Origin of the sequence: Robinsoniella sp. KNHs210 (assembly GCF_000686105.1) — a bacterium.
Taxonomy (GTDB): domain Bacteria; phylum Bacillota; class Clostridia; order Lachnospirales; family Lachnospiraceae; genus Robinsoniella; species Robinsoniella peoriensis.
This window is the reverse complement of record NZ_JMLZ01000002.1, coordinates 2510999-2523529: the sequence shown is the minus strand read 5'-3', so window position 1 is coordinate 2523529 and position 12531 is coordinate 2510999. Positions and strand designations below refer to the sequence as shown.

Here is a 12531-nt window from a genome sequence, read left to right as displayed (position 1 = left end):
CAATGTAATTCTTTGTCGAGACATGCTGCCGGTGAATGCATTATTATTCCGTGATGCTATTTCTTCTTATAAAGAATTCTTACAGAGTTCAGAACACACAGCATAGCTACACCGCTGTCTGCGAATACAGCCATCCACATAGAAGCAAATCCCATGAGCCCAAGGATCATAACAAGTATTTTAATTACCAGGGCAAAAATAACGTTTTGTCTGGAAATCAGACCGGTGGAACGTGCAATTGCAATAGCATCCGGGATAGCAGTAACGCTGGAATTCATAAATACAACATCCGCTGCTTCAATAGCAGCGTCAGCGCCGCTTCCCATAGCCGCTCCAACATCAGCACCAGCCAGTACCGGTGCATCGTTAATGCCATCACCGACAAACATGACACGTCCGTGTGCATCTCTGATTTTCTGCAGCTCTGTTAGTTTTTCCTGAGGAAGAAGTTTTGCATGGACTTCATCGATACCGGTTTCTTTTGCAACAGCATTAGCGCTGTCTAAAGCATCACCTGTTAACATGGCTGTTGTGATACCCAGAGATTTTAATCTCTTAATTGCAGGTGCGGCATCTGCTTTTACCGTATCAGAAATTACGATATGGCCTGCATAGGTTCCGTTCACGGCAATGAGTACTTCTGTACCAAAGCTGTCTTTTTGGAAATTTTTCAGGGAAACCTTATAAGCGTCCATCAATTTCTGATTGCCGCAGAGGATATCTCTGCCATTGATTACGGCGTGGATTCCTTTACCGGCTAACTCTTCTACAGATGCGGGGCGGTTCAGTTCCATTTTTTTATTTCTGGCTTCGCTTACAATACTTGTTCCGATTGGATGTGTGGAATCCAGTTCACATATGGCAGCAAGTTTCAGGATTTCCTGTGAAGTAAATCCATTGGCAGGAACGGCATGCTGTACCTGGAAGTTTCCTTCTGTTATGGTTCCAGTTTTATCCATAATAACGGTAGTAACATCTTTTAATGCTTCCAGTGAAACGCCGCCTTTGAATAGGATACCTCGTTTGGAACCTGCGCCAATACCGGAGAAAAATGCCAATGGTACGCTGAGCACAAGAGCACAGGGGCAGCTGATTACCAGGAAGGTAAGTGCTGTGTAGATCCAGTGATTCCAGTCACCTGTAATCAGGGATGGAATAATAGCAGTGCAGACAGCAAGAGCCACAACAAATGGTGTATAAATTCGGGCAAAACGCGTGATAAAGCGATCGATCTTAGGCTTGCTTGCAGCGGCATTTTCTACGGAATCCAGAATTCTGGTTACCATGGAATCCTCCAGAACTTTTTCAACACGGATTTTTATCAGTCCTGAGGTATTCATACATCCGGATGTTACTTCATCTCCATAGCCTGCTTTTACAGGTACAGGTTCTCCGGTTACCGGTGAAGTATCAATACGGCTTTCCCCTTCTATAATAACCCCGTCCAATGGGATACGGTCACCGGGACGTACAACCAGAATGTCGCCAACCTGAGCATCACCGGCAGGAATAACCTGCACTTCATCTCCGATAGCAAGATTTACTACTTCCGGTCTCATATCTACGGCATCCATGATCTGACTGCGGCTTTTTTCTACGGCCCGGTCTTCAAAATATTCGCCTACCCGGTAGAAGAGCATAACGCCAATCGCTTCCGCATAGTCACTGATAACAAATGCGCCAATTGTTGCAATACTCATCAGGAAGTTTTCATCAAATACATGGCCTTTGGTAATGTTCTTTATCGCAGTCCACACAATTTTCCAGCCCAGAACAAGATAAGAAATGGCATAGACGATAAAAACGGGTGTTGGTCCAATATTTTTGGACTCCATTACTTTAGCAGCAATTAAGAGAAGTGCGCCAACAATAATTTCGATTATGGAGCGGTGCTCATGAAAGAAAACAGTTCTTTTAGGCAGATCAGTTACTTTTTTGGAAAGAATATCTCTGCCTTTCGGTGAGGTATCTCTTGCCTTAATTACAACGTCCGGCTCAATGGATTTTGCTATTTTTTGTATTTCCGGAATTAATTTATCCGGATCCTTTGCAGTTATACGAAGCTGCTTTGTCGCATAAGTAACGGTAGCGCTGGTTACCTCCGGAAGATTGTTGATCATACGTTCAATTTTGGCTGCACAGTTGGCACAGTCCAATTCTTCGATGGTATAAGTATTTGTCACCTGGATACCTGGAGTTTTCCCGCCTCTTGGGACGATTTTTACGTCCGGTTCGATAGAAGCACAGATTTCCTGCATCCTGGGAAGGAGAGCATCGGGGTTTGGTGCAGATACCCTTAATTGTTTTGTTGCAAAAGCAATTGCTGCATAAGACACATCCGGGAGATCTTTGATTTTACGTTCCATCTTTGCGGCACAATTTGCACAGCCCAGATTTTCCAGCAGATAAACCTTTTTAATATTATTTTCGTCCGGCATTCTGCAAGTACATTTAGAAAGGCTTTCTCCGCAGACATCACAATATTCTACATGTGGATTGCACAACTCACATGTACAGTCTTCAGGATGACCGGGAGTCTGAATATGCAGGCATTCAAAATGCGTATGGGACCCGCAAAATGATTCTGCATTTGCTGCATCATCTTCATGACTATGGTCGCAGCCGCAGGCACATTCTGGGTGAGAACGATGATGTTCCTCATGATCCTGGTTGTCATGCACGTGATCGTCATGCTCATGATCACAGCCGCAGGTACATTCTGAGTGAGAATGATGTTTTTCCTCATGATTCTGGTCATTATGCTCGTGACCGCATTCACAGGAACATTCCTTGTGAATATGTGAGTGATCTTCGTGCTGTTGCGCATGATCCGCATGGGAATGACCGCATCCGCAATGCTCTTCATGATGATGTTCCTGCACAGCACTGGAGTTTAAAGATTTATTGCTTCTTTGTTCTGTTTTATGATCTTTCATAACAGGTACCTCCTGATTTGATTTTTACTTGAAACACATGAACAACTATTCATATGTTAATATAATCATATCTTTAGGAAAATGTCAATACAAAATTATTAATATCATAAAAATTAATAAATGTGACAAAAGTCACTGGTGTTTTTTAGGAGAAACGTTTATACTATAAGGTAAGAAATAAAGTAGTCGTATTCATATAAGTAAAATGAAGTATAATGAAGTATGTTTCATTTTTATGATAAGCCAGATTAAAAGGCAGAGGGGAATTAAGGTGATGTATAGTGCGTAAACGTATATCGAGTATATTGTGGGGAATTTTCTGGTTGGTTCTGGGGTTAGGGATAGCAGGAAATATGTTGGGAATTTTGAATTTTTCTCTGTTCTTTAACGGGTGGTGGACAATGTTTATTATTATTCCTTCTTTTTTGAGTTTGATTGAACATAAACCCAGGTCATCAAATGTGATAGGGCTGTGTATTGGCATCTTCTTTTTGCTAAGTTCATGGAATCTGCTTAGCTGGGGCATGGCCGGGCGTCTAATCTGGCCAACGATTCTTGTGGTAGCCGGTGCAGGATATCTGGTAAAGCATCAGAGAATCGGTTATCAGGAACATAAGCGGGTAGGCAGCGGTTGTGATGGAGCAGCCTGGTACGGCGGTCATAACAGCGGCAATTATCGTAAATTTGAAAATGATGGAAGAAATTCGGGCTTTGGAAATAGCAGTGGACAAGGATCTCAGAACAATCAAAATGAGAACTGGCGTCAGGCGCCCGGCGGACAGAGTGGATACCGGGAAAGAAATGACCAGAGAAATGAATATCAGGGACAGCAGGAATATCGTGGGCAGCAGACATATCAGAGTTATAACCAACAGAATTACCAAGAGGCTCCAAATCATCAGAGGAATCAGAATTATGCCGGTGGATTTCAGGGACAGCAGTCATATCAGGGACAAAGACAGGATCCATCAGAAATACACAGCGTAGAGAAGAGCGGTGCAGTTCAGAATATGCCAAGCTTCACAGCTTTATTTTCTTCTAGAAATATAAACTATAATGGTGATATATTCGATGGCGCTTTAGTGAATGCGGTTTTTGGAGGCGTGGAACTGGATTTGAGATATGCCATTTTTGAAACGGATGTCAGAATTGATGTAATGTCTCTGTTTGGGGGTATTGAAATTAAGGTGCCTGAGTATGTCAATGTAAAGGTTGATGATACGCCTATTCTTGGCGGGGTGTCTAACAAGGCCAGATTGATGCCAGTGCCGGGAGCACCTACCATTTATATCAGGGCAACTTGTATTTTAGGAGGATTAGAAATAAAATAAAAATAACTGTCGGCGGTTGAGGCTCAACTGTCCGGCAGTTTTCTATTTACTGGAGCAATTTGGTTTACTGGAAGAGTACCTGTACAAGAAACATATAAAGCAGCGTACCGCCTCCAATGCTGATCAGAGTATTCCTTTTCCAAACATGTAAGAAGACGATGACAACCAGTGCAATCAATTCCGGTATACCAAAAGGAGCTGATATAACGGAGACATTTTTAAAACAATATACAACCAGCATACCGATAATTGCAAAAGGAAGAACTTTACCTAAATACATGATATATGCAGGGGTCTTCTTATTTCCGGGAAATAGAAGGAAAGGAAGCCCACGGATGAAAAAGGTAACACCAGCCATAATCAGAATCATTATAAAAGCCTGTGAATCAGGAATTCTCATTGCTTAGGTCACCTCGCTTTTCCAATTGTTTACGAAATACAGTCAAAAGAACAGATATGGATATCATGGATGGAATGATAAAATTACCGCTTCCAAACAGGATCAGGCAAATGACAGAGCATACCAGACCAATCAGTGCCGGAATATGATTTTTGCTTGTGAGCCATTGTTCCGTAAAAATAACGATAAACAGTGCAGTCATGACAAAGTCTATGCCCTTTGTATTAAAATCAATCATAGAGCCCAAAACCGCGCCCAGAGTACAGCCGATAATCCAATAGCAGTGATCTAATACAGAGATGAATAAATAAAACCATTCTGCATTGACTCCTTTGGGGGGAACGGCGGAACAGATCAGAGAATAGGTTTCATCTGTAAGTTCATGGATCAATAACGGTTTTTTACGTCCGACAAAACGATACTTATCAATCAGTGACAGTCCATAAAACAGATGGCGTATCTGAATCATTACCGTCATAAATGCCGTATAAAGAAAAGTAACACCACCAGCAAGCAATTCAATAGCAACATATTGCATAGAACCGGCATAGATAATGATACTCATAAAAAAAGCCCAGATAAAGGAAAAACCTTTGCTTTCCAAAAGGATTCCAAATCCCAGACCTAGAAACAGGTAGCCAGCCATAATAGGCAATGTTAGTGGAAAGGCTGCCTTCAGCGCTTTGCGTCTCATTTGTATATCTCCTTCCAGCTTTTTATCTGGGATAGTATAGCACGTTAATGTGCGAATGTCAAAATAATGTTTATATTGTCAAAATAAGATTACTAATCGATATTCAAGAGTGCACAGGTTAGAAAGGGTTTACTATTAAGAAGGAGACACTTTGCAGCTGAGATAGTGTAAGGAAAGAGAAGGAGGTGGGCAATGACAGGAGCGTGGAAGGCTTACCGCAGAACTGGCATTTTCTAACCTTCTCCAGCGCTTTTTAGCGGCCGGCAGGCATTCGCTGTGAAATACGGATGGCTTTTGCAGCGCTACATCTTATCGTACACAACCTTTATATAGAAAGCGTCTTTAATCTGCTAAACTCAAAACTTAAATGTTTCCCATCCGGAGAACTTAGTGCTACAATATTGGAAGAAAAGAAAGAAAATTAAGATAAGAAAGATAAGAAAGATAAGAAAGATAAGGAGGATTATGGCTTGAAGCATTTTTATGATGATATTACAGAGTTCATTTTTGTAGAAAACGATCCTGTTCCGTCCGATATGATTTTTATTCCCGGCGGGAGTTATGGAGAAATTGCGTTACATGCAGCTGATTTATATAAAGGGGGTTATGCAGACCGTATTATGGTTTCCGGGAAATTCAGTGTTTTAAAGGGAAAGTTTGCAGGAGTTGATTCACCTCTAGACTACTGTGGAATGGATTTTCAAACGGAAAGCCAGTTTCTAAGCAAAGTTTTGCAGGATGCAGGCGTGCCGGCAGTGTCAATTTATATGGAAGAAGAGGCAACCTTTACTTATGAGAATGCAATCTACTGTAGAAAGCTGGCAGAGAAGCTGGGGCTTCAGATAAACAAAGCAATCATTTCCTGCCAGGCATATCATGCAAGAAGGTGTCTGATGTATTATCAGCTTATGTTTCCGGAAACGGTATTTTATGTATGCCCTGCTGAAACCCGGGGAATTAACAGGAATAATTGGTTTATGGAAGAAAAAAAGATTGATCAGGTGTTGGAAGAAGTAGAGCGCTGTGGCAGGCAGTTCCATAAAATTATGCATGATTTGATTGACAAATAATTTTATTTTATCCCTCCGAATTTAGGGAAGGGCCAGGGGACCTGCAATTTACAGACTAACACAAACATAGAAGGACAGGAATATCGAATTAACAGTTTCGGTGTTCCTGTTTTTTGTGTAAGGCTGTACTAATACTACAGCAAACAGTTTGTAAGGGGCTTATGGCTCACTATTCCAAATAATCGTATGAGTCATTACTTGGAATAGAGACTTCCTGCAGGATTGTTATATTTGGGTTTAGATGAGTAATGACGCTTTGTAAATGATAGGTAGTGTACGGAAAGAGAAGGGGGCGAGCCAGGACATTGATTTGGAAGGCTTACCGCAGAACTGGCATTTTCTAACCTTCCCAGAGCCCTTTTTGGCGGCACGCGGGCATTCGCTCCGAAATCCTGATGCATTTCGCAGCTCACTGCCCGCTTAGTATCCGATGGGAGCCAGTCGAATACTATCCGCCAAAAAGCACTCTGGGAAGGTAAGTAAATACTCAGCTCTGCTATATGCCTTCCAAATCAATGTCCTGGCTCGCCCCCTCCTCTTTCCGAGATAGCATTCGTTGATACAAAGCTGGTTTTCTCAGCGTGATGGGACCCTGGGGTTGTGGCATGCTGAACAATATAGGCGTTAAGCAACTGATCTTGAGAACGGGATTTGTTTTATATTCTGCAATCAGAAAAAGGAATAGACTTTCATCTTCTATTATGCATAAACTGTCAAAATATACCGCTCTACATCCAATAAAGAACATCCATCTACACCCAGGGAATCTATCATGCTGAGAACGAGTAACATAAGGCAACTGAACTTATCACAGTGATTTGTTTCTTCATTCCAGAAAAAGCAGCAAACTTTCATCTCCTTTTACGCTTAAATAGCCGAAATATACTACGCTACATCCAATAAAGAACAGCCTGCCACAGCCCAGGGGTCCGACCATGCTGAGAAATTCAGCTTTGTGGCGGCAACCTGGATCTCGGAAAGATGGGTGTGGGAAACTGGCATGGGCGGAGGAAGCGTAGAGCAGAGCTGAGTATTTACTTACCTTTTCGAAGTGTTTTTTGGCGGATAGTATTCGACTGGCTCCCATCGGATACTAAGCGGGTACTGAACCGAGAAATGCATCAGGATTTCCCGGTGAATACCCGCGTGCCGCCAAAAAGCGCTTCGGAAAGGTTAGAAAATACCAGTTCTGCGGCCAGCTGACGGAGCCCATGCCAGTTTCCCACACCCATCTTTCCGTTGCACTATCTTCATCTACAAAGCGTCCCCTTACTCAGCTAAACCCCAATTTAAGATGAAATTATTAGGCAGGAGAAAAAGTATATGGGATTTGTAAAAAACAGTTGACAAAATTACCAAACAAGAAGTATACTGTGGATATAAAGTTTAGTAAATGAACTAATTATTTCAGAAAGCATAAAGGAGGATGAATTCTGTGCTTGAAACTTACAAAGTAACCGATGAAAAGTTCAGAAAGTATGGCCGCATTGTAAAAGATATTGACTGCGGTGAATTAATTGAGAAGATGAAATCGACACCCCTTCCGGAAGATGTAATCTATGTTCCATCTGTTTCAGAACTGGAAGAGCTGCCGGTATATGAGAGGATGCAGACAATAGCATACGGCGAATTACCAATACAGATTGGTTACTGCAACGGACATAATCATTTATTAAATGCAGTAGAATATCACCGTTCATCAGAAGTAAATGTGGCAGTGACAGATTTAGTACTTATGCTGGGAATGCAGCAGGATATCGAAGCAGACTATACATATGATTCGTCAAAAATTGAAGCATTTTTTGTTCCGGCGGGAACCGTAATAGAAGTCTATGCAACAACTCTTCACTATGCACCCTGTAATACCCGGGAAGAGGGATTCCAGTGTGTGGTAATTCTCCCAAGAGATACAAACCTTCCTTTGGACCAGTGCCATGGAGGAGATCAGGAAGATAAACTTTTAACAGCTAAGAATAAATGGCTGGTTGCGCATCCGGATGCAAAAATCGATGGGGCATTTAACGGAATCAAAGGGGAAAACCTTTCTTTATAGGAAAACCAGGTCTTAAAACATAGTAAGAAAGAAAATATTAAAATAACCATAAATCATAGTATTTTATTCAGGAGGAAAAAAATGAACAACATGCCAAAAGTTAAAATCGGTATTGTAGCTGTAAGCAGGGACTGTTTCCCGGAATCTTTATCCGTATCCAGAAGAGAAGCTCTGGTAAAAGCGTATAAAGAAAAATATAATGCAGAAAACATTTATGAATGTCCAATCTGCATCGTTGAAAGTGAAATTCATATGGTGCAGGCATTAGAAGACGTAAAGAAAGCAGGCTGTAATGCACTGGTTGTATATCTGGGGAACTTCGGACCGGAAATTTCCGAAACATTGTTAGCAAAACATTTTGATGGACCATCCATGTTTGTTGCAGCAGCAGAAGAAAGCGGAGACAATCTGGTTCAGGGCCGCGGAGATGCTTATTGCGGTATGTTAAATGCCAGCTATAATTTAAAACTTCGTAATATTAAAGCATACATTCCGGAATATCCGGTTGGAAATGCAGAAGAATGCGCAGATATGATTGAAGAATTTGTTCCGATTGCAAGAGCAGTTGTGGGACTTTCTAAATTGAAAATCATAAGCTTTGGTCCTCGTCCTTTGAATTTCCTTGCTTGTAATGCACCAATTAAACAGCTCTATAACTTAGGGGTAGAGATTGAAGAAAATTCAGAACTGGATTTATACGAAGCATTTAATAAGCATGCAGATGACCCACGTATCGCAGATGTAGTGAAAGATATGGAATCTGAGCTTGGAGAAGGTAATAAAAAACCGGAAATTCTTGCTAAACTTGCACAATATGAACTGACACTCTTAGACTGGGTAGAAGCGCATAAAGGCTATAGAGAATATGTAGCAATTGCAGGAAAATGCTGGCCTGCTTTCCAGACACAGTTTGGATTCGTTCCATGCTATGTGAACAGCCGTCTCACCGGAATGGGAATCCCGGTATCCTGTGAAGTGGATATTTATGGAGCACTCAGTGAATTTATCGGAACCTGCGTAAGCGAAGATGTTGTTACTTTACTGGATATTAACAATACTGTTCCAAATGATATGTATGCTGATGATATCAAAGGCAAATTTGACTATACTCAGAAAGATACTTTCATGGGCTTCCATTGTGGTAACACCAGTTCTAAAAAATTATCCTTCTGTGCTATGAAATATCAGATGATTATGGCAAGAGCGCTTCCGGAAGAAGTAACACAGGGTACTTTGGAAGGAGATATTGTTCCTGGAGACATTACATTCTACAGACTGCAGAGTACGGCTGATTCCAAACTGCGTGCATACATTGCACATGGTGAAGTTCTCCCGGTAGCAACACGTTCCTTCGGTGCGATTGGTATCTTTGCAATACCGGAAATGGGAAGATTTTATCGTCATGTATTAGTAGAAGGAAATTATCCTCATCATGGAGCAGTTGCGTTTGGACATTACGGAAAAGCACTTTATGAAGTATTCAAGTTCATCGGTGTAGATGTAGAAGAAATCGGATTTAACCAGCCAAAAGGAATGTTATATAAGACCGAAAATCCATTTGCATAACAACGGCAGTGTAATTTAAGAAAATAGGAAGCTCGCAGTGCGGGCTTTCTGTTATTGAAATCAAAATGATACGGCTGATGTGAAAGCATTGCTTTGTAATTTGGCTGAATATTGTGGCAGTCAGCAATGCACAGGTGATGTTACATGGGCAGGGATATTTTTTAAAGGAAGAGAGGAAACGGACAGATGTTATATATAGGAGTAGATTTAGGTACGTCTGCGGTAAAGCTTTTGTTAATGGAAGCAGATGGTACCATTAAAAATGTAGTTTCAAAAGAGTATCCGCTTTATTTTCCGAATCCCGGATGGTCTGAACAGAAACCGGAAGATTGGTGGAGTGCAGTAGTAGCGGGAATACAGGAACTGACAGCAGATTGTAATAAGGCGGAGGTTGCCGGAATCAGCTTTGGCGGACAGATGCATGGATTGGTGATACTGGATGATAAGGATGAGGTAATCCGCCCGGCTATTCTCTGGAATGACGGCAGAACCGGAAAAGAAACCGACTATTTAAATGAAGTTATCGGAAAGGATAAATTATCCGAATATACGGCGAATATTGCATTTGCCGGTTTCACGGCACCAAAAATTCTCTGGGTTAAAAATAATGAGCCGGAAAATTTTGCAAGAATAAAAAAGATTATGCTGCCAAAGGATTATCTGGCATATAAATTATCCGGAGCGTTCTGTACCGATGTATCCGATGCTTCCGGTATGCTGATTTTTGATGTGAAGAATAAATGCTGGTCCAAAGAAATGCTGGATATCTGCGGCATTACAGAAGAACAGGTTGCAAAGATCTATGAAAGTTATGAGATAGTCGGTACCTTAAAACCGGAGGTCGCAAAAGAGCTGGGTCTTCCGGAAACTGTGAAGGTTGCTGCAGGTGCAGGAGATAATGCGGCAGCAGCTGTGGGAACCGGTACCGTGGGAGATGGGATGTGTAATATTTCTCTTGGTACCTCCGGAACAATTTTTATTTCCAGTAAAGATTTTGGCGTAGATGAGCACAATGCACTTCATGCTTTTGCCCATGCAGACGGACATTACCACCTGATGGGATGCATGTTAAGTGCCGCATCCTGCAATAAATGGTGGATGGATGAAATTATCGGTACCAAAGATTATGCAAAAGAGCAAAGTGAAATCACAAAATTGGGACAGAATAATGTGTTTTTCCTGCCATACCTAATGGGAGAGCGTTCCCCTCACAACAATCCAGATGCAAGAGGAACCTTTATCGGCATGACCATGGATACCACTAGGGCAGATATGACCCAGGCTGTATTAGAAGGGGTTGCATTTGCAATCCGGGATTCATTCGAAGTAGCGAAATCCTTAGGGATTCATATCGAAAGAACGAAGATCTGCGGAGGCGGTGCCAAGAGTCCCCTTTGGAAGAAGATTGTTGCAAATGTATTAAACATTAAAGTGGATGTCATTGCCAGTGAAGAAGGCCCGGGACTTGGCGGAGCAATGCTGGCGGCAGTTGCCTGCGGCGAATACAAAAATGTGGAAGAAGCGGCAGCCGGTATTGTGCGTGTAGTGGATACAATTGACCCCACACCTGAAATTGCTGCAAAATACGAAGAAAAGTATAAAAAGTTTGTGAAGATTTATCCAACAGTAAAAGATTTGTTTCAGGAGATCATCTAGTACAGTAAGTTCCCCGGGTCATTGACTCGGGGAATTTTTCGTGATATTCTAGTATTTTGAAGAAATAACAATATTCACCAGAGCAAAGAAAGAGGAGATATTATGATTAAAGTATGTATCTTTGACCTAGATGGGACACTGGCTGATACAGTAGAATCATTGGCCTATTGTGGAAACCGCGCGCTTGAAGCCATGGGACTATCCGCTTTTCCGACTGACCGGTTCCGGTATTTTGCGGGAGACGGATCAGCAGAGCTGGTACGAAGGTGCCTGAGGGAAAATGGTGACTTGCAATGCGAAGGTTTTGATGAGCTTAGCCGTTTGTACGGTACTTATTTTGCAAAGGATTGTATGTATCATGTGAAGCCGTTTCCGGGAATTGTAGAATTGTTGGAGTGGTTAAAAGGCCATAATATTAAAATCAGCGTTTTTTCGAATAAGCCTCATGAACAGGCGATAGATGTAGTAGAATCACTATTTGGCAAAGGCTATTTTGATTACATACAGGGACAGCAGGAAGGAATTCCAAGAAAGCCGGCCCCGGATGGAGCGATCAAGATTGCAGAATATTTTCAGGTTTCGTGTGATGAATGCCTGTATATAGGGGATACGAATACCGATATGCAGACAGGAAATGCGGCAGGAATGGATACGGTGGGTGTTTTGTGGGGATTCCGTGACAGAGTAGAGTTAGAAGAAAATCACGCCAAAAGAATTGTAAACAGTCCTTCGGAAATCTCAGTAATTCTGGAACAGGAAAATCTCAGGTCTGCTTGCGATGTACGGAGGAGATAAGGTTGAAAGAAAATTACGATGCAGAAAGGA

The 12531-nt window shown here is 41.8% G+C and carries 9 protein-coding genes; 6 read left to right on the top strand and 3 right to left on the bottom strand.

Translation table 11 applies throughout. The features are described from left to right. Positions 1-56 precede the first annotated feature (56 nt). Positions 57-2936 (bottom strand): heavy metal translocating P-type ATPase, encoded by a 2880-nt coding sequence (locus CD03_RS0117995; RefSeq protein WP_197041675.1) that lies wholly within the window; start codon positions 2934-2936, stop codon positions 57-59. 281 nt (positions 2937-3217) lie between these two features. Here CD03_RS0117995 and CD03_RS36215 point away from each other — a divergent pair, with 281 nt between their 5' ends. Next, positions 3218-4267 carry a LiaF transmembrane domain-containing protein gene (locus CD03_RS36215; RefSeq protein WP_156042940.1) on the top strand — a complete coding sequence of 350 codons (1050 nt, stop codon included), beginning with the start codon at positions 3218-3220 and terminating at the stop codon, positions 4265-4267. A 64-nt stretch (positions 4268-4331) separates the two neighbouring features. Here CD03_RS36215 and CD03_RS0117985 read toward each other — a convergent pair whose 3' ends face one another. Then, on the bottom strand, positions 4332-4667 hold the full coding sequence (locus CD03_RS0117985; protein WP_027294828.1) for a branched-chain amino acid transporter permease: 336 nt from the start codon (positions 4665-4667) through the stop codon (positions 4332-4334). Beyond that, a complete protein-coding gene (locus CD03_RS0117980; protein ID WP_052377858.1) occupies positions 4654-5361 on the bottom strand; it encodes an AzlC family ABC transporter permease in 708 nt (235 codons plus the stop codon). Before CD03_RS0117980 ends, CD03_RS0117985 begins: the two co-directional genes overlap by 14 nt. 470 nt (positions 5362-5831) lie before the next feature. Here CD03_RS0117980 and CD03_RS0117975 point away from each other — a divergent pair, with 470 nt between their 5' ends. The 5 genes from CD03_RS0117975 to CD03_RS0117940 all read left to right on the top strand — a co-directional run bounded on the left by CD03_RS0117975 (position 5832) and on the right by CD03_RS0117940 (position 12501). Beyond that, positions 5832-6431 carry a YdcF family protein gene (locus tag CD03_RS0117975; protein ID WP_027294826.1) on the top strand — a complete coding sequence of 200 codons (600 nt, stop codon included), beginning with the start codon at positions 5832-5834 and terminating at the stop codon, positions 6429-6431. A 1426-nt stretch (positions 6432-7857) separates the two neighbouring features. Further along, entirely contained in the window at positions 7858-8484 is a 627-nt protein-coding gene (locus CD03_RS0117955) for a DUF4867 family protein (protein WP_027294824.1), read from the top strand. Positions 8485-8565: 81 nt separating this feature from the next. Then, on the top strand, positions 8566-10050 hold the full coding sequence (locus CD03_RS0117950; RefSeq protein ID WP_027294823.1) for an L-fucose/L-arabinose isomerase family protein: 1485 nt from the start codon (positions 8566-8568) through the stop codon (positions 10048-10050). Between the two features lie 186 nt (positions 10051-10236). Further along, entirely contained in the window at positions 10237-11706 is a 1470-nt protein-coding gene (gene xylB / locus CD03_RS0117945) for a xylulokinase (protein WP_027294822.1), read from the top strand. Between the two features lie 102 nt (positions 11707-11808). Next, positions 11809-12501 carry an HAD family hydrolase gene (locus tag CD03_RS0117940; RefSeq protein ID WP_027294821.1) on the top strand — a complete coding sequence of 231 codons (693 nt, stop codon included), beginning with the start codon at positions 11809-11811 and terminating at the stop codon, positions 12499-12501. Positions 12502-12531: the final 30 nt, after the last annotated feature.

Coding starts and splice junctions, on each gene's coding strand:
- xylB (WP_027294822.1), top strand. CDS start 10,237: ATGTTATATATAGGAGTAGATTTAGGTACGTCTGCGGTAAAGCTTTTG.
- CD03_RS0117955 (WP_027294824.1), top strand. CDS start 7,858: ATGAATTCTGTGCTTGAAACTTACAAAGTAACCGATGAAAAGTTCAGA.
- CD03_RS0117940 (WP_027294821.1), top strand. CDS start 11,809: ATGATTAAAGTATGTATCTTTGACCTAGATGGGACACTGGCTGATACA.
- CD03_RS0117995 (WP_197041675.1), bottom strand. CDS start 2,936: ATGAAAGATCATAAAACAGAACAAAGAAGCAATAAATCTTTAAACTCC.
- CD03_RS0117985 (WP_027294828.1), bottom strand. CDS start 4,667: ATGAGAATTCCTGATTCACAGGCTTTTATAATGATTCTGATTATGGCT.
- CD03_RS0117950 (WP_027294823.1), top strand. CDS start 8,566: ATGAACAACATGCCAAAAGTTAAAATCGGTATTGTAGCTGTAAGCAGG.
- CD03_RS0117980 (WP_052377858.1), bottom strand. CDS start 5,361: ATGAGACGCAAAGCGCTGAAGGCAGCCTTTCCACTAACATTGCCTATT.